The organism is Saccharomonospora marina XMU15, from assembly GCF_000244955.1.
GTDB lineage: Bacteria > Actinomycetota > Actinomycetes > Mycobacteriales > Pseudonocardiaceae > Saccharomonospora_A > Saccharomonospora_A marina.
This window is the reverse complement of the sequence record NZ_CM001439.1, coordinates 124,871-144,534: the sequence shown is the minus strand read 5'-3', so window position 1 is coordinate 144,534 and position 19,664 is coordinate 124,871. Positions and strand designations below refer to the sequence as shown.

General features: G+C 66.9%; 23 protein-coding genes and 3 pseudogenes. 9 read left to right on the top strand and 17 right to left on the bottom strand.

What is annotated here, in order from left to right; genetic code table 11:
* Window positions 1–69: 69 nt before the first annotated feature.
* The gene (locus tag SACMADRAFT_RS00780; protein ID WP_009151863.1) at window positions 70–1,134 is read right to left on the bottom strand and encodes a pPIWI_RE_Y domain-containing protein; all 1,065 of its coding nucleotides are present in this window, start codon (window positions 1,132–1,134) and stop codon (window positions 70–72) included.
* A gap of 557 nt (window positions 1,135–1,691) precedes the next feature.
* Between SACMADRAFT_RS00780 and SACMADRAFT_RS28845 the strand changes: the two are divergent.
* Window positions 1,692–2,512: pseudogene (locus SACMADRAFT_RS28845) on the top strand (IS5 family transposase).
* On the opposite strand, the gene SACMADRAFT_RS00765 reads toward SACMADRAFT_RS28845, so the two are convergent.
* Complete coding sequence (locus tag SACMADRAFT_RS00765; RefSeq protein WP_040925483.1) at window positions 2,509–2,856, bottom strand: hypothetical protein; 348 nt, start codon at window positions 2,854–2,856, stop codon at window positions 2,509–2,511. The pseudogene SACMADRAFT_RS28845 and the gene SACMADRAFT_RS00765 overlap by 4 nt on opposite strands.
* Before the next feature lie 86 nt (window positions 2,857–2,942).
* On the opposite strand from SACMADRAFT_RS00765, the pseudogene SACMADRAFT_RS28840 reads away from it, so the two are divergent.
* Window positions 2,943–3,763 (top strand): annotated as a pseudogene (locus SACMADRAFT_RS28840) (IS5 family transposase).
* A 6-nt stretch (window positions 3,764–3,769) separates the two neighbouring features.
* Here the strand turns inward: SACMADRAFT_RS28840 and SACMADRAFT_RS00750 are convergent.
* From SACMADRAFT_RS00750 to SACMADRAFT_RS28365, 8 genes are all read right to left on the bottom strand, one after another.
* Window positions 3,770–4,111 carry a hypothetical protein gene (locus SACMADRAFT_RS00750; protein ID WP_009151860.1) on the bottom strand — a complete coding sequence of 114 codons (342 nt, stop codon included), beginning with the start codon at window positions 4,109–4,111 and terminating at the stop codon, window positions 3,770–3,772.
* 61 nt (window positions 4,112–4,172) lie between these two features.
* Entirely contained in the window at window positions 4,173–4,607 is a 435-nt protein-coding gene (locus SACMADRAFT_RS00745) for an NUDIX domain-containing protein (protein ID WP_009151859.1), read from the bottom strand.
* 87 nt (window positions 4,608–4,694) lie between these two features.
* Entirely contained in the window at window positions 4,695–5,378 is a 684-nt protein-coding gene (locus SACMADRAFT_RS00740; RefSeq protein WP_232285515.1) for a 7-carboxy-7-deazaguanine synthase QueE, read from the bottom strand.
* Window positions 5,379–5,413: 35 nt separating this feature from the next.
* Window positions 5,414–5,977 carry a 6-pyruvoyl trahydropterin synthase family protein gene (locus SACMADRAFT_RS00735; RefSeq protein WP_009151857.1) on the bottom strand — a complete coding sequence of 188 codons (564 nt, stop codon included), beginning with the start codon at window positions 5,975–5,977 and terminating at the stop codon, window positions 5,414–5,416.
* Between the two features lie 293 nt (window positions 5,978–6,270).
* A complete protein-coding gene (locus SACMADRAFT_RS00730; protein ID WP_009151856.1) occupies window positions 6,271–6,672 on the bottom strand; it encodes an RNA polymerase-binding protein RbpA in 402 nt (133 codons plus the stop codon).
* Window positions 6,673–6,927: a helix-turn-helix domain-containing protein gene (locus tag SACMADRAFT_RS30680; protein WP_232285645.1), complete on the bottom strand. Its 255-nt coding sequence runs from the start codon at window positions 6,925–6,927 to the stop codon at window positions 6,673–6,675.
* Window positions 6,928–6,954: 27 nt separating this feature from the next.
* Window positions 6,955–7,209: a hypothetical protein gene (locus SACMADRAFT_RS00720; RefSeq protein ID WP_009151854.1), complete on the bottom strand. Its 255-nt coding sequence runs from the start codon at window positions 7,207–7,209 to the stop codon at window positions 6,955–6,957.
* Window positions 7,206–9,383: an ArsR/SmtB family transcription factor gene (locus tag SACMADRAFT_RS28365; RefSeq protein ID WP_009151853.1), complete on the bottom strand. Its 2,178-nt coding sequence runs from the start codon at window positions 9,381–9,383 to the stop codon at window positions 7,206–7,208. Before SACMADRAFT_RS28365 ends, SACMADRAFT_RS00720 begins: the two co-directional genes overlap by 4 nt.
* 362 nt (window positions 9,384–9,745) lie before the next feature.
* On the opposite strand from SACMADRAFT_RS28365, the pseudogene SACMADRAFT_RS30675 reads away from it, so the two are divergent.
* Together SACMADRAFT_RS30675 and SACMADRAFT_RS00710 are read left to right on the top strand one after the other, a co-directional pair.
* Window positions 9,746–9,883, top strand: a pseudogene (locus SACMADRAFT_RS30675) (helix-turn-helix transcriptional regulator); the annotation flags it as partial.
* Between the two features lie 162 nt (window positions 9,884–10,045).
* On the top strand, window positions 10,046–11,023 hold the full coding sequence (locus SACMADRAFT_RS00710) for a hypothetical protein (protein WP_232285659.1): 978 nt from the start codon (window positions 10,046–10,048) through the stop codon (window positions 11,021–11,023).
* Window positions 11,024–11,034: 11 nt separating this feature from the next.
* Here the strand turns inward: SACMADRAFT_RS00710 and SACMADRAFT_RS00705 are convergent, their stop codons facing one another.
* On the bottom strand, window positions 11,035–11,679 hold the full coding sequence (locus SACMADRAFT_RS00705) for an HAD family hydrolase (RefSeq protein WP_040925978.1): 645 nt from the start codon (window positions 11,677–11,679) through the stop codon (window positions 11,035–11,037).
* Window positions 11,680–11,974: 295 nt separating this feature from the next.
* Between SACMADRAFT_RS00705 and SACMADRAFT_RS00700 the strand changes: the two genes are divergently transcribed.
* The 4 genes from SACMADRAFT_RS00700 to SACMADRAFT_RS28360 all read left to right on the top strand — a co-directional run bounded on the left by SACMADRAFT_RS00700 (window position 11,975) and on the right by SACMADRAFT_RS28360 (window position 16,086).
* On the top strand, window positions 11,975–12,898 hold the full coding sequence (locus SACMADRAFT_RS00700; RefSeq protein ID WP_009151850.1) for an ABC-three component system protein: 924 nt from the start codon (window positions 11,975–11,977) through the stop codon (window positions 12,896–12,898).
* Window positions 12,895–13,143: an ABC-three component system middle component 6 gene (locus SACMADRAFT_RS00695; RefSeq protein ID WP_009151849.1), complete on the top strand. Its 249-nt coding sequence runs from the start codon at window positions 12,895–12,897 to the stop codon at window positions 13,141–13,143. The genes SACMADRAFT_RS00700 and SACMADRAFT_RS00695 overlap by 4 nt, the downstream gene beginning before the upstream one ends.
* Entirely contained in the window at window positions 13,140–14,867 is a 1,728-nt protein-coding gene (locus SACMADRAFT_RS00690) for a DUF2326 domain-containing protein (RefSeq protein WP_009151848.1), read from the top strand. Before SACMADRAFT_RS00695 ends, SACMADRAFT_RS00690 begins: the two co-directional genes overlap by 4 nt.
* Before the next feature lie 139 nt (window positions 14,868–15,006).
* The gene (locus SACMADRAFT_RS28360) at window positions 15,007–16,086 is read left to right on the top strand and encodes a hypothetical protein (protein ID WP_009151847.1); all 1,080 of its coding nucleotides are present in this window, start codon (window positions 15,007–15,009) and stop codon (window positions 16,084–16,086) included.
* 213 nt (window positions 16,087–16,299) lie between these two features.
* Here the strand turns inward: SACMADRAFT_RS28360 and SACMADRAFT_RS00675 are convergent, their stop codons facing one another.
* Window positions 16,300–17,070 carry a hypothetical protein gene (locus tag SACMADRAFT_RS00675; RefSeq protein WP_198286090.1) on the bottom strand — a complete coding sequence of 257 codons (771 nt, stop codon included), beginning with the start codon at window positions 17,068–17,070 and terminating at the stop codon, window positions 16,300–16,302.
* Here SACMADRAFT_RS00675 and SACMADRAFT_RS00670 point away from each other — a divergent pair.
* Window positions 17,041–17,313: a DUF2267 domain-containing protein gene (locus tag SACMADRAFT_RS00670; protein ID WP_232285514.1), complete on the top strand. Its 273-nt coding sequence runs from the start codon at window positions 17,041–17,043 to the stop codon at window positions 17,311–17,313. The genes SACMADRAFT_RS00675 and SACMADRAFT_RS00670 overlap by 30 nt on opposite strands.
* Before the next feature lie 79 nt (window positions 17,314–17,392).
* Here the strand turns inward: SACMADRAFT_RS00670 and SACMADRAFT_RS00665 are convergent, their stop codons facing one another.
* From SACMADRAFT_RS00665 to SACMADRAFT_RS00645, 5 genes are read right to left on the bottom strand one after another with little or no spacing between them, the layout of a single operon-like run.
* The gene (locus tag SACMADRAFT_RS00665) at window positions 17,393–17,764 is read right to left on the bottom strand and encodes a nuclear transport factor 2 family protein (RefSeq protein WP_009151845.1); all 372 of its coding nucleotides are present in this window, start codon (window positions 17,762–17,764) and stop codon (window positions 17,393–17,395) included.
* Window positions 17,761–18,237, bottom strand: a complete 477-nt coding sequence (gene trxA, locus SACMADRAFT_RS00660; RefSeq protein ID WP_009151844.1) for a thioredoxin — start codon at window positions 18,235–18,237, stop codon at window positions 17,761–17,763. The genes SACMADRAFT_RS00665 and trxA overlap by 4 nt, the downstream gene beginning before the upstream one ends.
* Window positions 18,207–18,515, bottom strand: coding sequence for a glutaredoxin family protein (locus SACMADRAFT_RS00655; RefSeq protein ID WP_009151843.1), 309 nt, complete (start codon window positions 18,513–18,515; stop codon window positions 18,207–18,209). Before SACMADRAFT_RS00655 ends, trxA begins: the two co-directional genes overlap by 31 nt.
* A 21-nt stretch (window positions 18,516–18,536) precedes the next feature.
* Window positions 18,537–19,313, bottom strand: a complete 777-nt coding sequence (locus tag SACMADRAFT_RS00650; protein WP_009151842.1) for a peroxiredoxin — start codon at window positions 19,311–19,313, stop codon at window positions 18,537–18,539.
* Window positions 19,314–19,367: 54 nt separating this feature from the next.
* Window positions 19,368–19,580 carry a DUF2905 family protein gene (locus SACMADRAFT_RS00645; RefSeq protein WP_009151841.1) on the bottom strand — a complete coding sequence of 71 codons (213 nt, stop codon included), beginning with the start codon at window positions 19,578–19,580 and terminating at the stop codon, window positions 19,368–19,370.
* Between the last annotated feature and the right edge of the window lie 84 nt (window positions 19,581–19,664).

The window sequence follows — 19,664 nt, the reverse complement described above, 5'->3', positions numbered from 1 at the left end:
GGCTTTCGAGCGTGTCGTGCTCGCGCCGCAGAAGCCTTGCGGTGTCCTTCTTCCACGTGTTGCTGTCTCTCACGCCTGCGCCTTCCGAAACTCGCGGACCACTCGGTCGATGAACGTCTTCTCGGACACCGCCTCAATCCGGGACTGACCCTTCAACCAGGTGCAGTGGTTGCGCAACGCCCGCAGGTACTCGGGACGACCCGTCGTCTGCTCTTTCGCGATCACGATGAAGCCTCGTTCCGCTCCGCGCGGCAGCACAAACGGCCGCTCGGTCAACCGCCAGGCCAGGCGGACCGGATTCGTCCACGACTTCACATCTGCTGCCCACGGCACTTCTACCGGCAGGACATCACAGGCGTCGAAGTCCGGCCACAACTGTGCGGTGACTCCCGCCCGTTCCAGCGTCTTGGCAATTCGAAGCTCCGCCCGGCCAGGACCAGACACGAACATGCGCAGCTCACGGCTCAACCAAACAACGCCCTCCGAAGCGGGCAGGCGTTTCTTGATCGTCGTGGGCGCTGGACAGTCCCACTCACTGCATCGACGGACACCGTCAGCCTGCAAGGTCCACAAGTGACCGCAGCCTCCGCACACAACCGCCTCTCCTGTGGCCAAGGCTTCTGCCGGCGCCGCGCGGTAAGCGCCCCGCAGATGCTGAGCAAGTATCGCGAATCCGGGCTGAGCCATCGTCACGAGCAGGTCACGCTCCGACATGGCGGGCTTCTCGACCAACAAACGCCGGAAACGCACGTAAGCATCGGGATCGTCGTTCGCCTTGCACACGTCCAGCACCCCGTGGATAAGGAGACGTTCGCGAATCTCGCCTTCGACGTCCCCACTCACCACCGCCCATTCCAAGCACGCCTTGGTAGGCTTGCCGTCCGTCAGGAGCGACTCGTCGTCGTTCAACCCCTCCACCGCCGGACGGAACGGCCACTGCACGAACGGACGGTGAGCCCAGGCCGCCAAGTCCATGACGCTGCGCGGCACTTCGGCACCAGCAATCACGCCCATCGCGGCCAAACGATCCAACGCGCGCTGCAGGGCAGCCGGATACGGCACGGGAAACGCGCCCTGACGCTCCAAGCTCTGCGACAACTCGACCAGCCCGCTGGCCGCCAGGCTGATGACCACGGTGTCCCACTCGGCTGGCCACGGCCGCGTATGCCCTGCCGAACTCGCTGCACCGCCAGCCAGGGACGTCTGTCGCACCATGCGCGGCAACCTAGACCTCACCACCGACAAAAACGGGTCCGCTCACAGCGGCCGACCACGAACGAGTCAGCAAAGTAACCCAATTGGACTAGTCAGCTACTCTCAGTCGTGAACTTGCGCCCATTTTGGCGAGGAACTCCTCCGCGATTACGGAAGGTAACCAAGGTGGCTTCACTGATTGCCAGAACGTAACCTGCAGACATCGCCGGACGATCTTCATTCCAGCAGCATTGGCACCGTGCTGCCCAACGCGGTCTCCGGTGCCTTGTGCTGTCGGACACATGGTGGAAGATGCTTCTAGTGGTCAACACGACGGTGCAGGGGGAGATGGCGAGGTGGCGGACGATCCCAGGCTGGCCGCTGAGCAGCGGGCGCGGGAACTCATCGACCACCAGTTGGTTAAGAGGCCGTAACAGAATGATCTTCGGGTGTGGTTGGATGTGCCTCGCTGTTGATCTTGTGGCGGGAGGTTGTTGGTGGCGCAGCGCAGGCCGTGGGAGGTCGAGGACGAACTGTGGGAGCTGATCGAGCCTCTGCTGCCCAAGGTCGAACGCCGCTTCCGGCATCCCGGGCGCAAGCGGTTGGACGACCGGCGTGCGTTGTGCGGGATCTTGTTCGTGCTGTACACGGGGATGCCGTGGGAGTTCCTGCCGCAGGAGCTGGGATACGGCTCCGGGATGACGTGCTGGCGGCGGTTGCGGGACTGGACTGAGGCCGGCGTGTGGCAGCGGTTGCACGAACTGCTGCTGGCCAAGCTGAACGCGGCCGGGCTGATCGACTGGTCCCGCGCGGCGATCGATGGCTCGCATGTGCGGGCGTTAAAAGGGGGCCGAAAACCGGACCGAGCCCGGTCGACCGGGCCCGCACCGGCTCCAAACACCATGTGATCACCGAAGGTGGCGGTATCCCGCTGGCGGTGACGCTGACCGGCGGCAACCGCAACGACGTCACCCAGCTGCCCCCGCTGCTCGAGGCCATCCCACCGGTGCGTGGCCGGCGAGGCCGGCCACGCCGCCGCCCGGACAGCCTGTATGCCGATCGGGCCTACGACTTCGACAAGCACCGGGACCTGGTACGCGCCAAGGGTATTGAGCCACGGTTCGCCCGCCGCGGCACCGAGCACGGCTCCGGGCTTGGTATCCACCGCTGGGTGGTCGAGCAGACCATCGCCCTGCTGCACTGGTTCCGCCGCCTGCGCACTCGCTGGGAAATCCGTGACGACATCCACCAAGCCTTCCTCAGCATCGCCTGCAGCATCATCTGCTGGCGCCGACTCAAGAAACACTCAATCTGTTAGGACCTCTTAGGGACGTTGAATAGCTGCCTGGCCCGTGACTGGGGGTCGTAGCCGTTGGTGAAGTGGGTCTCCGTGCCGCTGGCCTCGAAGACGAACGGTAAACGCCCGTCCACGGTCAACGCCTTCAGCCGCACCTCGGGCGGCAGCCCCTCGGCGTACATGGCGGACTGCCACTCGACTCCGGATAGTGTGGTGCCCACCGGCTTGGCCTCGATGACCCCGACAACCCGCTTGTCGACGTAGAGCAGGTAATCCACGCGGCCGTGCCCCTTGGCCATGATCATCTCGCGGACTGCGACACCCAGGCCCGCGAACAAGTTGATGTTCTTCCGATCCTGGACCAACCATCCAGCCTTAGAGGCCGTAACAGAATGATCTTCGGGTGTGGTTGGATGTGCCTCGCTGTTGATCTTGTGGCGGGAGGTTGTTGGTGGCGCAGCGCAGGCCGTGGGAGGTCGAGGACGAACTGTGGGAGCTGATCGAGCCTCTGCTGCCCAAGGTCGAACGCCGCTTCCGGCATCCCGGGCGCAAGCGGTTGGACGACCGGCGTGCGTTGTGCGGGATCTTGTTCGTGCTGTACACGGGGATGCCGTGGGAGTTCCTGCCGCAGGAGCTGGGATACGGCTCCGGGATGACGTGCTGGCGGCGGTTGCGGGACTGGACTGAGGCCGGCGTGTGGCAGCGGTTGCACGAACTGCTGCTGGCCAAGCTGAACGCGGCCGGGCTGATCGACTGGTCCCGCGCGGCGATCGATGGCTCGCATGTGCGGGCGTTAAAAGGGGGCCGAAAACCGGACCGAGCCCGGTCGACCGGGCCCGCACCGGCTCCAAACACCATGTGATCACCGAAGGTGGCGGTATCCCGCTGGCGGTGACGCTGACCGGCGGCAACCGCAACGACGTCACCCAGCTGCCCCCGCTGCTCGAGGCCATCCCACCGGTGCGTGGCCGGCGAGGCCGGCCACGCCGCCGCCCGGACAGCCTGTATGCCGATCGGGCCTACGACTTCGACAAGCACCGGGACCTGGTACGCGCCAAGGGTATTGAGCCACGGTTCGCCCGCCGCGGCACCGAGCACGGCTCCGGGCTTGGTATCCACCGCTGGGTGGTCGAGCAGACCATCGCCCTGCTGCACTGGTTCCGCCGCCTGCGCACTCGCTGGGAAATCCGTGACGACATCCACCAAGCCTTCCTCAGCATCGCCTGCAGCATCATCTGCTGGCGCCGACTCAAGAAACACTCAATCTGTTAGGACCTCTTATGCGGTCCATGGCAGCGGACGGCGTGCGATGACGAGCCGGGGCGCGAGGCGGTCACTGGGGGCAGGTAGGGCGATGAGGCCATCGATGACCTCGGTGAGGGTGCCCTCTCGTTGCCAGGTGACGCCGCCGGTGTAATCGTTGCGGAGGCCGGCGGCGTCGGTGGTGTAGCGGACACGCAGGGCGTCGGCCCACCCTTCCGGCCAGGTCCGCACGCCATGCACCTCAACGAGTTCGCCGTCAACGACGGTGGGCAGAAACATCCAGCCCGCGCCGCGGAGGTCGATGAGCCGCTGCAGCTCGGGATACTCGGTTAGAGCGGCAGCCTGTTCTGGGGTCATGAGGCACTCACCGCGACTGTTCGCGCTGCGAGGTTGGTCAGGAACTTGGGGCCGAGGTTGCTCATGGCGTCCACGCCCGCCACGGGTGTTCGGCCGACAGCGTGCCTGCGACCAGTCCGTCCCGAACCGCTTGGGGGCGCAGAGCGGAGAGGTCGTCTTCGTTGGCCCACCGATGCGGTTGCGCCGAGTCGATGAGGCGGTCGGCGTCGGTGAGCGTCACGTCGAACAGGACGACGATCTCGGAGGCGGACGTTTCGCCGGGCTCGTTGGTGCCGTGTTCGACAACGGCGCAGAAGTCCAGCTCGGCGATGGTCGCGCCGAGCTGTTCGAGCAGGGTTCTGCGGAGCGCGTGTTCGACGGGTTCACCGGTACGAACCGCGCCGCCGGGCAGCGCGTCGTGGCCGGAGTACTCGACGAGGAGCAGGCGGTCGTTCTGCCCGACGAGTGCGTAGACCCGGACGCGGGGGCCGATGGCCGGGGTGTCGGGTTCGCTCATCGTGGACCGCCTGTCGTTGGGAGATGTTGTGGAGTGCGAGCGACGCCGGGCGCGAGATTCCGAACGGCGAACTCGTCTGTGGTGATGTCAGCGGCCACGGTCGTTCTCCCACAGCAGTGTGTGGAGCCGGGTCGACAGGTTCCAGCGGCGTGCCAGGACCGGATCGGCCAGCATCCGCATCCGTGCCAGGACGGTGGAGCTGTCCGTGCCCTCCGGCATGACCCAGACCGGGTGAAGACCGTAGGTGTCGACAAGTTCCTGGATCTCGTCCAAGTCGTCGAGCGCTTGGACCACGAACTTCCAAACGGCCTTCCCGCTGTCGGCGAGGTCGCGCAGCACGGCGGGGCGGATGCGTTGATGGCGGCGCAGCCCCGAATGCGAGAGCTTCGGCGAGACGTTGAACCGTGTCACCGCCGACGTGATCATGTCCGTGGGCGCGATGGTGCCGGATGTCTCGATCTCGATATCGGTGGCCAGCGCACGCTCCCGGATCGCGCCCAGCAGCCGGCCCACGACGTGCGGCTGCAGCAGCGGTTCGCCACCCGTGACTACCAGCAGGTCGGCCGGACCGGCGGCGAGCCAGGACAGGATGTCCTCAATCGAGAGGACCCGCTGTTCGTCGGCGAGGTCGCAGCGGGTGGCGTCATGGGTTTGCGGACTATCACACCAGATGCACGACAGATGACAGCCGAATAGCCGGACGAAGTGCGCATAGCGACCGGTGCTCGGTCCCTCACCTTGGAAGGTCGGACCGAACGTCTCGTTGACCACAAGTTCACGGTCCACATCGGATACAGCGGGTAGCTTCACGGCGCGTCCACCGGTCCGTAGGTCGCGGTGTTGAGGTGTGTTTCGCGCACGAACACCCGGCCGACGCGGGCATCGGGAGCGCAGGGCAGCGCGGCGAGCGCGGCCTGGCTCACGCGTCGCAGCAACACCGCGACAGCTTCGACGGTCGGCCAGACCAAGTCGGTGGCCAACAGCTCCGCATCGACGGTCGTCTGGCAGCTATCTGCGCCGAACCGGAAGACTTTGCACTTCGCGACGTAGAGGTGCACAGCGAGCGGATCGTGCACGCCGAGCATGGTGCCGTGATCGAGGTAGGTGTCGATCCACTCCCGGATTCCGGCTTTGAGTGCGCCGAACTCCACGACGGTGACGTCGTTACTCAGGGTCGGGGCGATCACCGGCACCGCGACCCGCCAGGAATGTCCATGCAGGCTGGTGCACTTATCGCCCAGGTGCGGCAGGCGATGCGCGGTTTCGAAGGTGTGCTCGATGGTGATCTGGTGGGCTGTCGGCGCGGAGTCCTCCGTCACGAGGGCCGCCCGGTGGGCGGCGGCGTGATCGGTTGTCTCCGTGCCGAGCATCGTGAGCGCCAGATCCTTTCACCTCGGTGCGTTCCCGCACGCGCGTACTCATCGACGTGGACTGGTTGTGGCCTGCGGCGGAAGACCGAGGGGGGAAGGAGGACGCCTTCCGCCGCAGTCCGGTCCAGTCAACGACGGGTGATCATCGTTATCCAGAGCGTGCGTGCGGCGTCGATGAGGCGCGAATGGGGCGTCGACCGTCCTGACCAGCGAAGCTGCACGCCATCAGCGTTGACGCGCGGCACGTGTTCACCCGGTCAGGACCGAAATGTAACCCGGCTGATTGACGACGGTCAGCCGTCGTAGCGAAACGAATACGTCTTGTCCCCAAACTGCACACAGCCAGGCTGGGCGCCTCCCTGTCTGCGGATTGCCGCAAGCGTGTCGGCGAGCAGAACCTCCAGCTCGGCCACGCTGCGTCGCTCGTAAAGCATCGTCAGGTGGGTGCGAGGGGGTTTGCCCTTGCTCTTGGCCTCCGCCGAAGCTGTGGCGTCGATTCGAGCGCAGCCCTCGACGCCGTGCTGCCGACAGCTCCAGCTTGCGGGCAGCTCCGCTTCCACTGAGAAGTGCACCGCGAACTCGTGCCCGCGCGTGCACGCGAACCGGGCGGTCACGCGCGGGACAGGTCCGGTGTAGCGATCGGGTTCCACCGTCGTGTGGCCCCAGCGGTAACCGCGCAGCGTTCCTCTCGACATCTACCCGGCTCCGATCTGCCGACTCGAGCGCGCGGTCCGTGTGGGTTGGCTGCGCCGACGGTGGGGACCGCCGCCGCGTGCGCGCAGCTGGACTCCGGACTCGGACAGGATCCGGTGTACCAAGCCGTACGAGCGGCCGGTCAGCCTGGCCAAGGTGCGGATGCTGGCACCCTTCTCGTACTTCTTCTTCAGGTCCGCGCCCATACGAGTCCGCGCGGAACCGGTGACCCGCTTCCCCTTCTCGACCTTCGTCACTGGTGGCATGACCGACCGCCTCCCAGGTCAGGCATTGCCGTTCGCGGAGGGGCCGAGGACGAGGCGGTCAATGACCTCGCCGACCGCCGGGAGTTCATAGGCCGCGGCGAGGAGCACGGCCGCCGGCCACGACGCCCCGGCGACGACCGTGAGGACCACGCATCGGGCGACATGAGAGCTGAGTTTTCCGGCGACCCATGTACCGCGAGTGCGGCTCCAGACAACCGCACTAACGCCTACAGCGACGCCGACGTACAGGGTTGCCAGAATCGGGATGATCATTTGTTCACATTTCCTTCCGTGTTCTCGTCTTCTGCGCCAGGAGCATCCACATGCGAGCCGTGGGTCGCCGTGTCGTCGAGTTCGTCGCGGAGCTTCAGCACAGCCTCGCGATCGGCCGCCGCGCCCGGTCCAGCGTCGGCGAAGAGTGCCAGCGCGTTGCCGTAGCAGCGATCCGCGTCCGCGTTGTTGCCGAGCTGGACGTGCGCCCTGCCCATGACGGTGTAGGCGTGACCTCGGTAGCGCGACGAACCGCAGGACGCCAAGGTGTTGTCGATCCGGCGGAGGGTGAACAGCGCGGCGTCCGGTTGCCGAGCCGCGACGTGGACCTCGGCCAGGTAGGTGATCACTCGGGCATGGCCGGACTGGTCACCCAGGGCTTCCATCAGGTCGGCGGCTTCGCGCAGGTGCCATATGGCTTGGGGGAAATCGGCGATCTCGGGGTGAGCGTATGCCTGGCCGATTCGCCGATGCCGCAGGGCGATGCTGCGGCGGTCGCCCCGTTGCTCGTCGAGGTTCAGGGCGCTGCCGAGATCCTCCAGCGCGGTACGCGGTTGCCCGGCAGCTGTCAACGCGCGCGCTCGGGTGGATAGGGCCGCCGCCTGTATCCAGCTGTCGCCGAATGCGGTTGCTCGCTCGATCGCCGTGGTGCAGGCCGTGATCGCCGCGTCGTGGTGGGCGCGGTTGGACTCGCCGAACCCCAGCCGGGTCAGGAACACCGCTTCGAGGATGTGCTTGCAGTGCTGGGCGGAGACGATGCCGAGCTGTTGCGTCTGGACCAGGTCGTCGGCGAAGTAGCTGGGGCGCAAGGGGTTCCAGACGGCTTCGGCAAGCTGGAACACCAGCCCGTCCCAGCCCTGCTGTGCGGCGAGGTATTGGGATGCAAGCACGTTCGCCCGTTCGAGGGTGAACCAGTTCAGAGCAAGTTCGACGTTGGAGAACGGCTCGGTGTCCAGCTGTTCGTACACCGGGCTGAACCGCCGCGATCGAGGGTTGATCGCCATGTCGGCGGCAGCGGTGCGTCGTAGATACCACTCGATCATGCTGCGAAGAGTGGCCCGACGCACGCTCTTGTCGTCATGTTGCTCGGCCAGTGCCTGGGCGTGCTCGCGCGGCAAGTCGTGCTGGCGGAAGCGGCCGGCGGCCACCGCGGTGACGAGGTGGGCATCCGCCAGCCGGGTCAGCCCATGTTCGACCTCGGCGACGGGCTGGTCGAGGGCTGCTGCGAGCGGGTCGGCGGTGAACTCGGCGCCGGGGTGCACGGCCAGGAGCCGGTACAGGCGCGCGGTGTCGGCGTCGAGGTCGTCGTAGCTCATGTCGAGGATTCCTCCCACGGATGCCTCGTCCACGTGCAAGGCCAGGGTGGCGCCGTGGTCGGTGTTGAGACGGGTGATCAGGTCGGCCGGGCTGCGGTGTGGGTTCGCGGCCAGGTGCACGCCGGCCACAGCCAAGGCGAACGGGTGACCGTGGCACCGCGAGGCCAAGGCTCGAAGCTCGCTCTGCTCGCCGGGCGGCGGCTGGCCGAGTAGCGCGGCCAGCAGAGTGCCACCCGCGTCCGGGGTGAAGTAGGTCAGATCCACCGGATGGAACCCGGCGAGAAGAAGCCCGCGCAGCTGGCGGCGGCTGGTGGCGAGGACGGTACTGCTCGGCGATGCCGGGATCAGAAGGCGGACCTGCTCGGCCGAGAAGACGTTGTCCACCAGGACCAGGAGCGACTTCTCGGCGGTGACACTGCGATAGAGCGCGGTCAGTTCGGCCGGGTCATCAGGCAGGTCGCCTGGCGGGATGCCGAGGGCTCGAAGCCAGCCTGCCAGCACCTGGTGAGGACGGACGGGCGGTTGATCACGCCACGCGCTCAGATCCGCGTACAACTCGCCGTCCGGGTGGCCAGCGCGCTGACCGAGGAGCCAGCGGACCGCCAGTTCGGTCTTGCCGATGCCTGCCAGCCCGGTCAGCAGCGCCCTGGTCGAGGTCGCTCGAGCGGCGAGTTCATCGAGTGTGGCCAGCTCTCGGGCGCGGTTCGTCCACACCGGATGTGGGGGCGGCAACTGGTGCGGGGTCGGCGTCCGCGCGGCCGGTTGCCCCATGGCGATCGTGTGAGCGATCACGGTGCGCGCTTGCAGAACGGATCCGGTCACCGTCCCATCGACGTCGTTGCGGTGCCCAGGCTCGGTCACCTCGGTGCTCCGAGTACGCCGACGGCGAGGCGCGCAGGGAGCGCCATGTGGAATTGGGCCTTGCGGCGGATCACGGGGGTGCTCATGGTGATCCCGCTTTCACCACGGCGTTCTTGTTGCGCGACATTGCCAAGGAATGAGTCATTTCCGGGAGAACAGGTGCCGAATACTGAACGGGCAGGAATCGTGGCTCCCCAGTTCCACTGCCGTGTCGGTGTTGTCGAACGCCAGTAGATCGCCCGCTGCCGTCGGCCACCAGAGCGCACGTGGGGCGGCGATGAGGCGCTGATGCGGCGTTGACCCTCGTGAGCTGCGCTAACCGGACCGGGTAGCGTGACAGCCGCACACCAGGGGGTGAGGAGATGGCGATCCAACCGTCCAGCCCGTTGGCCGACTGCCGCCACGCCGCTGGGTACACGCAGGAGACCTTCGCCGACAAGCTGGGTGTCGACCGAACCACCGTCGGGCGTTGGGAACGCGGTGTGCAGTCTCCCCAACCGTGGCAACGTCCCGACCTTGCCACAGCACTGGACGTCAGCCTAGATCATCTCGACGACCTGCTCCGGCGAACGAAACGGCACACAAATCCGTCAGCCGTTCTAGAACCATTCCTCACGCCCGGTCCTTCATTCTCCGCGCCTCTCGCTGATCATCAGCCGGGAATGGTCAACGTGTTCTCCGGTGATGACGCTGTGCACGCCGCCATCCCGCAGCTGCGGCGGGCGCTCGACAGCATCGATCTCCCAGACGACGGTCCGACCCGTTCCTTCGCCGAACTCGCAGCCGAGGTCGCAGGAATGATCGAGCACCGCCTGCAGGCGCGCTATGTCGAGATGGCGTGGCGTCTGCCCGGCCTGATTTCCGAGCTGGCGCGGGCGCACGCCGATGCCCGGCACGGTGCACGCGACATCGCCATGCTGCTGACCCTCGCCTTCCGGGCAGCCGATGGTGTGGCTTACAAGTTCGGCTACCTCGACCTCTCAGCCCGGATCATCGACCTCATGCGTGTGTCCGCCCTGGCAGCCGAGGATCCGCTGCTGGTGGCCGCTGTCGCCTACGTGCGCACCGAGACCTTCTTCGCCACGGGCGACCTGGCGTCGGCCTCGCGGCTGCTGATGGCCGCGGCGGACGATCTGTCGGCTGACCTCGGCGCGTCGGCGTCCTCCGCCGCGGCCTTCGGCGCCCTGCACATGCGAGCCGCTGTCGTCGCCGGCCGCGCTGGCAAGCCCGACGCCGCGTGGGATCACCTCGGCGAGGCTCATCGAGCCGCCCGGCAGGTGCCTGAAGGTGTCTACTTCGGCACGGCCTTCGGACCAGCGTCGGTACGCATCCACGAGCTCGCGGTCGCCGTCGAGCTGGGCGACAGCCCAGCGGCGGTGGGGCGAGCGGCATCCTGGCACCCACCAAGTCATCTCCCTGCCGAACGGCGCTCGCACTACTACATCGACCTCGCTCGCGCCCAGCTTCGCCTTGGCCACCACCAGGACGCCTACCTCGGGCTGGAAGCCGCCCGTCGGGTCGCCCCGCAGCACGTTCGCGAGCACCCCCAGGTTCGGCAGACTCTGTCGGCGCTTCTGCGAACCTACGGGTCACCAGATGACCGCCTGTTGGAGTTGGCTGCTTGGGCTCGCGCGCGTTGACGGCTGCCGGGCTACTGGTCGAGAAGAAGGGCGGGCAGCTCGGCGAGCGAGTCGATCACCCAATCGGCGTTCTCCCTGGTCATGGGGTCGTCGGCCCAGAGGTATCCCCATGGGCCACGCCTGATCAACGCGGTACGGAGACCGGCCGCCTTGGCGGGCAGCACGTCGTTGTCGCGGTGGTCACCGACGTACACGATCTGGTCAGCCGGGCAGGGTGCGACCTGAACGACCCGTTCGAAGAAGCCGGGGTTCGGCTTCGCCACACCCCATTCGCCGGACGTGCCGACGTAGTCCACGGGCAAGTCCAATGCCCGCAGCAGCTGGGCAGCTCGCGGGGTCTGGTTGCCGGCGATACCGACCCACAAACCTCCTGCGCGGAGGGCCGCCAGGCTGGGCCGCACGTCCGGGTACAGATCGCTGTTGTCGATCTGCTCCCCGCGCCCGGCTTCCTCCCGCAGCTGTCGCTCACGGGCCAGGTCAAAGCCGGGGCGGAAGTACTCGAACGTCTCGGCGTTGTCCCGGCCCGCCGCCGTCACAGCGCCGAGCACGGTCGAGAACGTATGTGGAGACACCCCCACCCAGTCGGCCCACGCACGCCACTCGCGTGAATCGTCCAGCAGAGTTTCACCCACGTCGAACACCACCGCGCTGACCATGCTCCCCATGACATCAGAACGGTCGGCCTCGTTGGCCGGGCGCCCTCGGCCCGGCCATCGAAATCGGCATCAACACAACCGGGGGAAGGGTGCAACCGGGCAGCACTGAGCAAGCGCCAGCGGAAGCGGACTGATCTCGTCTCGGCTGGCCTTGTAACGGTACGTGACGGCGGTTCGACGTTGTTGACGATAGGTCCCGGCCGAGTCACGCGGTCTTAGGGCGTCCGACCTGGCACAATCGCCTAGATCAGGACGGGTACCAGCCCGGCGGGCTCGATGGGGAGAAGGGGGTCGCGTGGACCGAGTCGCGTTCTGGTGGTTCCGCGCGCAGGCCGAGCTGGCGTTGCACAAGCACAAGGCTACGGCCTTCCAGGACCACTTCAACGACGTCATGGAGGCCGTGCACGGTACCGACTTCGTCCGGGTTCGCCCGGCCGGGAATGTCGGGGACCGCAAGTGCGACGGCTACTTGCAGTCCACCGGCACGGTGTTCCAGGTTTATGCGCCGACCGTGGTCAAGCTGGCCTTGTGGGTGAACAAGATCGACGAGGACTTCACCGGTGCCAAGGCACAGTGGGCGACGATGCGGGCCTGGACCTTCGTGCACAACCAGCACGACGGTCTGCCCGCCGACGTGACACAGGCACTGCTGAAGCTCAAGACCGACCACCCCGATCTGATCATCGAACCCTGGCCCCCCACCCACCTACTGGAGCTGACCGCCCACCTGCCCGAGGACAAACTCGTACGGGTGTTCGGGCACCCGCCACGCGAGCAGGAAATGCGGGTCCTTGACCGAAGCGACATCGCCGACGCTGTCGCTGGCCTGGCTTTGGAGAGCGCCTCGTGGACGCCGAACGCCGCCGACCTCCCGGTCGTCGACCCTCGTAAACTCGACTACAACCAGCTCTCGGAGTACCCCCGCCGCCTTATCACTGCCGGCATCGCCCAGGCCGGGATGGTCGAGGGCTACTTCGACAATCACCCCGATCCCACCCTGCGCGACCGTGCCGGGACGTTGATGAAGCTCGCGTGGCTCGATCTCCAGAGCCGCAGCGTGACCGGTGACGAGGCATTCCACGACCTCTACGCACGGGTGGCGGCCTACGCCGAGGGTTCCCGGGAGGCCACAGCCTCACTAGCGCTGCTGGCCTACTTGTTCGAGTCCTGCGACATCTTCGACAACCCGCCCGCCGACTGGACGGGAACAGCGGCGTGATCACCCCAACCAAGGGCGTGCGCCCCGAGCGGTCCCTGCTCTATCTCGGCGGCCAGATCCTCGCCGACCTCGACGAGCCCAGCACGGTCAGCGGGGCCTGGGAAGCCCTCGCCCGACGCCGCGAGCATGAAGGCCAGGGCGCCGCCATCACCTTCGACTGGTTCGTCCTCGCCCTCGACCTCCTTCGAGCCTTGGGGACCATCCAGCTGCGCGACGGCCTGCTCGTCAAGGCGGTCAAGCGGTGATCCACGAAGTCACCAGCAGCCTGCCCAAGTTCAAGACTCTGCGCTTCACGCAGGGCCTGAACATCGTGCTCGCCGACCGCACCGATAAATCCACCCAGACCGATACCCGCAACGGCAGCGGCAAGAGCAGCCTGATCGAGATCCTGCACCACCTGCTCGGCGGCAAGGCCGACCCCAAGAGCATGTTTCGGCAGCCGCCCCTGGACGAGCACTGGTTCGCCATGATCTTCGACCTCGCCGGCCACGGAGTCCGGGTGCAGCGAGAGGGCGCTACCCCCGGCAAGGTCACCGTCACCACGTTCACCGACGACGGAGCAGTGGCAGACGAAGAGACCATCTCCAACGAGCAGTGGAAGCGCAGGCTCGCCTCGGAGGTCTTCGGCCTTGCCGAAGAAGGCGACTGGGCACCCTCCTTTCGGTCCTGCATCAGCTACTTTCTGCGTAGGCAGTCGGCGGGCGGGTTCCAGACTCCGACCAAGCACTTCAGCCAGCAGATGACCTGGGATATCCAGGTCAACCTGTCGTTCCTGCTTGGTCTCGACGTCGAACTGGCCCGCGCCTGGCAGCGACTGCGGGAACGCGAACGACAGATGGACACCCTCCGCAAGGCAGCCCAAGGCGGGGCACTCGGCGACATCGTCGGCAACGCCGGCGAGCTCGCCAGCGAGCTGGCCGTGGCCGAGGACGAGTTGAACACGCTGGCCGCGTCCGCCGCCGACTTCACCGTCATCCCGACCTACACCACTGTCGAAGCCGAGGTCACCCGACTCGGCCAGCACATCCGTGCGCTGAACAACCAGATCATTTCCGACCGGGACTACCTCGCCCAGCTGGAGAACAACCTCGACGAAGTCCAGACCGCCCGGCCCACCGGACTCGCCGAGCTGTTCGCAGCCGCCGACGTCCAGCTCCCGGACGTCGCGCTGGCGGCCTACGACGACGTGCAGGCGTTCCACGACTCCGTTATCGCCAACCGACGCCAGTACCTCGACGCTGAGATCCGCCGGATCACGACCGACCTCAACACGAACACCGCCGAGCGGGACCGCATCGCCACCCAACGCTCCGATGGTCTGCGACTGCTCGCCAGCGGCGGCGCTGCGGAAACCCTGCTCGAACTGCAACGCGACGCCGCCAAACGGCAGGTTCGCGTCGAGCAACTCCGCCACCGCTACGACAACGCTGTCGCGTTCGAGTCAGAGCAGGGCGAACTTCGCCTCGAACGCCAACGGCTCGCCGCCGCCCTGACCCGCGATCTGGCCGAACGCCAGCAGGTGCTGCGTCCGGCATTCGTGATCTTCGAGCGCCTGTCCCAACGCCTCTACGCCGACCAGCAACACGGACGCTTGGTCGTCAACGCCACCGACAACGGCCCCGAGATCACCGCCACCATCCCCCGCGGACGCAGCAAGGGCATCACCAACATGCAGGTCTACTGTTTCGACCTCGACCTGATCACGCTCTGGTCCCGCAAGCAACGCGGCCCCGGTTTCCTCGTCCACGACAGCCACCTGTTCGACGGCGTGGACGAACGCCAACGAGCCTCGGCCTTGCAACTGGGCGCCGAGTACGCCGCAGCCGAAGGCTTCCAGTACATCGTCACCCTCAACAGCGACGAGACCCCGAATGACCTCCCCGACGGCCGGGTCATCGAAGACTTCGTCCTGCCTGAACGCCTCACCGACCACGGCGAGGACGGCGGCCTTTTTGGACTCCGCTTCTAACGCCATGCTGAAGCCCACCTGCCACTCAGGAGGCCACGGTGCGTCCTCACACAGCCCGGGATGATCCGCATCGGTGGAAGGAAACGGCGGCGGAGCAGCGGTAAAACGGACGAGGCGAACTCAACCGGTGAGGAACGCGATGACGTTGCGACGAGGCCGTAAAGGCGATCTGGGGCTCGAAATCCTGCCGCTGATTGAGCTGGCGCTGCCAGAGCCTGACGGACAAACGCTGCTGCGTGATCGACACCAGGAAACTGTCGCGGCGATCAGCGACGCCCTCGCCACCTCGCTCGGTAACGTCTCCAGGCTGCAGGGCTGGCAGGCGCAGTACGCCTTCGAGGCCGTGGTGGTGGCCCTCGGCGCGGTCCGCCTGATCAAATTCGAGGATTCCGGGCTCTACTACTTCGATGACGCCGACGGCGAGATCCAGCCGCCGGACTTCCGCATAGTGCTGCGAGACGGCACCCGCCTGTTGGTCGAGGTGAAGAACGTGGCTCCGACCGACACGGCGACCACTGTGCGGGCAAAGGACTTGGCTGCGGCCCGGCGATACGCCGAGGCCACCGGCGGGCGGCTGCTGTACGCGCACTTCTGGAGCCTCGCCGGGCTTTGGACCTTGGTCGATCCGTCAGTCTTCGACAGCGTCGGGACGCCGCACCGATTGACGCTCGAAGAGGCCATGAAGGCTAACGAGATGTACCTGCTGGGCGATGGCTGGCTCGCAGTTGAACCACCCCTCGTCTTCTCTGTGATCATGGATCGAGAGAAAGAACAGGTGGTGGAGCGGATCGACGATGGAGAGGAGACACGGCGGATAACCATCTCCGGGGTGGAGTTGCTGAACGCCGGACGAGTCATCACCGACCCCGTCGAACGGAAGCTCGCTTGGTTCCTGATCTGGAACGGCCGTTGGTCACACACCCGGGAGCCGCGGTTCGACGAGGACGGCCGGCTGGTGAGAATCGACTACGTATGCTCGCCGGACATCCCGGATGAACAGGCGGCACGCCAGATCGCAGCACAGGGAATGGCGATCGTCGACGCGCTCAGCACCTTGAACACCCGACGGTTCCTGGAAGCCACCACCACGGATACGGGCGACATACGGGCACTACGGGAGGAACCCGAACCAGCGCTGCTCGCCCAGCTCGTACCTGAGGATTACTGGGATCGGCAGGACCGAGCGTTGCCCCTTTGGAGACTTAACGTCCGTCCGTGAGGTACACGGCCTTCGCCAGCGGCTTGACCTCATCCGGGTTCAACGGGAAAGAGCTGAGCAGTCCGCGGTCCGGGCTGCTGATGTTCTGGCACGGCCGGTGAGCAGGTCAAACGCGGGCTCGCGTCCCATCCTGGCGACATGAACCGCATCGCTCTTCTGCTCAACGTCGCCCGGCCATCGAGAACCGGCAATCAGCACGACCGAGGGCAGGGGTCACCCGGAGACGTTGTTGTAGCTGAAAACGAACCTGCTGTGAGTCTTCTCGAAAACGGCCCCGCCCAGCTCGCGGGCCGGGGTTTCCGCCGGGTAGACGACCAGCCTGGGGTCGTAGTGATTGCGCTCCGGTGACCAGGCGCGGGCCTCGTCACACAGGTGCTCGGTCATCTCGGCGGCGGCTGAGCCGTGGCCGATCGCCCCCAACTCCCAACGCACACCGTCGCCGGTCTCTATCCGGCGGGCCGTGAGATAGACCAGTGAGCCGCCGTCGACCAGCGCCGGACGCCAGTACCCTCCGATCGGGTTGACTACCTCCGGGATAGCGTCCGGGTGCGCGCTGATGCGGCATACGCGCTGGTCGGTAACGGTAAGCCGTAGCCAGAACCCGTCATGGCCCTCGTTGGGCGCAATGGTGATGCCGGACCAGGCCGTGACGCGCGGCTGGTCGAGCACTCCACCCAGTGTGTTGAGGTCCACGGCTTGGTCGCGGTCCCAGTGGAGCTTCACCTTGTCGTCGGCGGTAATCGGGCCACTGAGCTCGCCCTCGGTCTCCCCGCGGAGGTACACGAAGCCGCACAGGTGCAGCGAGTCGGAGACCAGCCGGCCGTCGGTGTAGGTGAAGGCGACGCTGCGGCCCTGCCCGCGCCACCGCAGTTCCCTATTGAAGGTGGGTGTTGATCCACTTCGGGAGGGATGGTGGCGTGGCGGGTTGGCGTGTTCTGGGTGTCGCGGGATGCGGTGCAGCTGCCACAGGAGATTAGCGAGCACCTGCGGCGCACGGTCACGATGGGCGGCGCGGGCAGCGGCGTGCGGTTCGACCGTGGCGAGTTCGTCATGCGAGTCGTCCAGCGGGACCGCGCCGACGAGCCGGCGGCGGTGTACCGGGCACGGGTGGTGTTCGAGGTGTTCCGCGAAGCCACGACCGGCGGCGTGGTCGACAAGGTGTGCGAGGCATTGCCGGCCGATGTGCGGGAGTTGGTCGATGCGGGCAGCATCGGGCCGCTGAACTGAGCCGGAGGACCCAGCTCAGCGGCCGGTGTGCCCGCTGTTGCCTGGGAACGCTGTCGGCACGCGCTGCCTCCTGCGGGTGCTATCGGGGTGTCTGCTGGTGGAAGGTCAGCTTCCAGCCGTCGGTGCGGCGCACGTAGACGCTGCTCGTCAGGGCGGTGTAGGTGGGTGCGTCGTCTCGGTGGGCGGTCGCTTCGTAGGTCACGATCGCGGTGTCGTTGGTGGGGTGGAGCACTTGTGGGTCGCGCAGCTGGTAGGCGGACCAGGGTGGGCCGGACAGCGAGTCCAGGATCGCCGTCCGGTTGTCCAGCACGAGGCCACCGGGTAGGAGCATGACCGCGGTGTGGTCGAGGATGTGCTCGTAGAACCGTCGCGCCGCCTCTGGGGTGGACGACAGGGCCTGCCAGCCCTGCTCTTCGAGGTCGATCACCTCGTCGCCGGTGGTCGAGATCATTTTGGTCCTCCTGTCCCGGCGATGGCCCCCTGTTGAGTGAGCCAGTTCTGGAGGGCGTGCGCGGGTTGAGCGCCGACCATCCGGCCGCGTTCGGTGCCGTTGCTCATCAGGATGAGGGTGGGGATACCGCGGACCTGGAGTCGTTGGGCGGTGCGGGGCGCGTGGTCGGCGTTGACCTTGACGATTTTGAGCCGTCCGGCCTGGTCGCGGGCGAGTTGGTCGATGACGGGGGCCATGGTGCGGCAGGGTCCGCACCAGGGTGCCCAGATGTCGACGAGGACGGGCAGGGTGCCGTGCTGGATGGCGGGGTCGAAGGTGGTGTCGTCGGTGTCGACCAGCCAGGGCAGGTCGGTCTTGCACGCCCCGCAGCGGGGGTGGCCGGCTGCCGCAACCGGAGTCCGGTTGCGGCGCCCGCACCGAGGGCACGGTGTTATCGCCCCGGTTACAGCAGTCCGTGTCGTGTCAGTGCCCATTGCAGCTCCTGGATGGTGGGTTGTTCCAGCCACTGGCCGCCGATGTAGACGACGGGGTTGCGGATGTCTCCGCCGGCCAGCCAGCGCAGTCGTTGCCTGGCTTGGGGGTTGAGGTCCAGGTCGACGTACTGGTAGGGCACGCCGGCGCGGTCCAGCAGGCGGCGCACCATCTGGGTGATGCCACACCAGCGGTTTCCGTACACGACGACCGCGGCCGGCGCGACCGTGCCGACGGTGTGGGCGGCGCGGTTGATCGGGGCGACCATCGGGATCGTCATTGTCGTCACCTCCTCGACAGGTCACAGGTTCGACAGGTCGTGGGGTTCGCGCGACGCGGGTTGCTGGGCTACCTGGTCGAGCGCGTCGAACAGTTCGTAGATGTCCGGGATGTGGTCCACCTGTGGCGAGACGTGCGCGTAGCGGATGACCCCGTCGGCGTCGACGAGGTAGAGCGCGCGTTCGCTGAACCCGTCGGACTCGCGCCAGACGTGGTAGCGGCGGGCGACTTCACCCTTGGGGTGGAAGTCCGCGAGCAGCGGGAAGGTGATGCCGCGCACGGCCGCCCAGGCGCCGTGGCTGTAGAGGGAGTCCGCGGAGATGCCGAGCACGGTCACGCCCCGGCTGGCGAACTCCGGCAGCTCCTGCTGGTAGAGCTCCAGCTGCCGGCTGCACCCGGGGCTCCAGTCCAGCGGGTAGAACACGAGCAGGACCGGTTGCCCGCGGAAGTCAGCGAGCCTCACCGGCCGGTTCTTCGCGTCTGGCAACGTGAAATCGGGTGCTCGGGTGCCTACCGCCAGGCCAGTGGACTCGCGGGCGCCCTGCATCGGTGGCGCGCTGCGGTGCAGGTTCGCGACGTCCTCCAGCGTCACGCCCTGCGTGGTGATGCCGTCGGGCGCCTGGTGCCCCATGGCCTGTGTTTCCCCCGTCACGGGGACGTGCTGCACGATTTCCTGTGTGATCGCGTGCAGCACCGACAGTGCCTCGGTCACCGGGGAGTCCGCGTCCAGACGGTCACCGAGGTCGGCGAACCGCTGCTCCAGTTCGTGCAGCCGATCCCAACCACGAGCGGGAATCATGATCCTCACCTCCCTGACAAGATTCGGGTGGCGCGGCGCCGGTCGGCGCGAGCCTCATCGGCGAAGCAGCGTCACGGCCAGAGACAGTACGACGGACACCACCAGCATCGACGTGAGCGGCACGTAGACGCGGACGTTCTCGCCGATGAGGCGGATGTCGCCCGGGAGACGACCGAACCACGACAGCCCACCGGTCCACGCGAGCACGCCGACAACGGCGAGCACCAGCCCCGCCACCACCACGTACGGCCCAATATTCGTGCCCATCGTGGATCTCTCCTCCCACCGCTTCCCGATGTTCCCCACCAACAGAACAGAACCGGTCGTCGTGCGCGGCCAAATACCGCGCAC

Bases quoted from the DNA above. Each gene is read 5' to 3' on its own strand.
- SACMADRAFT_RS00750 (WP_009151860.1), bottom strand. From the start codon at position 4,111: ATGACCCCAGAACAGGCTGCCGCTCTAACCGAGTATCCCGAGCTGCAG.
- SACMADRAFT_RS00735 (WP_009151857.1), bottom strand. From the start codon at position 5,977: ATGCTCGGCACGGAGACAACCGATCACGCCGCCGCCCACCGGGCGGCC.
- SACMADRAFT_RS00720 (WP_009151854.1), bottom strand. From the start codon at position 7,209: ATGATCATCCCGATTCTGGCAACCCTGTACGTCGGCGTCGCTGTAGGC.
- SACMADRAFT_RS00710 (WP_232285659.1), top strand. From the start codon at position 10,046: ATGGTCAACGTGTTCTCCGGTGATGACGCTGTGCACGCCGCCATCCCG.
- trxA (WP_009151844.1), bottom strand. From the start codon at position 18,237: ATGGGCACTGACACGACACGGACTGCTGTAACCGGGGCGATAACACCG.
- SACMADRAFT_RS00730 (WP_009151856.1), bottom strand. From the start codon at position 6,672: ATGTCGAGAGGAACGCTGCGCGGTTACCGCTGGGGCCACACGACGGTG.
- SACMADRAFT_RS00745 (WP_009151859.1), bottom strand. From the start codon at position 4,607: ATGAGCGAACCCGACACCCCGGCCATCGGCCCCCGCGTCCGGGTCTAC.
- SACMADRAFT_RS28360 (WP_009151847.1), top strand. From the start codon at position 15,007: ATGACGTTGCGACGAGGCCGTAAAGGCGATCTGGGGCTCGAAATCCTG.
- SACMADRAFT_RS00650 (WP_009151842.1), bottom strand. From the start codon at position 19,313: ATGATTCCCGCTCGTGGTTGGGATCGGCTGCACGAACTGGAGCAGCGG.
- SACMADRAFT_RS00665 (WP_009151845.1), bottom strand. From the start codon at position 17,764: ATGATCTCGACCACCGGCGACGAGGTGATCGACCTCGAAGAGCAGGGC.
- SACMADRAFT_RS00705 (WP_040925978.1), bottom strand. From the start codon at position 11,679: ATGGTCAGCGCGGTGGTGTTCGACGTGGGTGAAACTCTGCTGGACGAT.
- SACMADRAFT_RS00645 (WP_009151841.1), bottom strand. From the start codon at position 19,580: ATGGGCACGAATATTGGGCCGTACGTGGTGGTGGCGGGGCTGGTGCTC.
- SACMADRAFT_RS00655 (WP_009151843.1), bottom strand. From the start codon at position 18,515: ATGACGATCCCGATGGTCGCCCCGATCAACCGCGCCGCCCACACCGTC.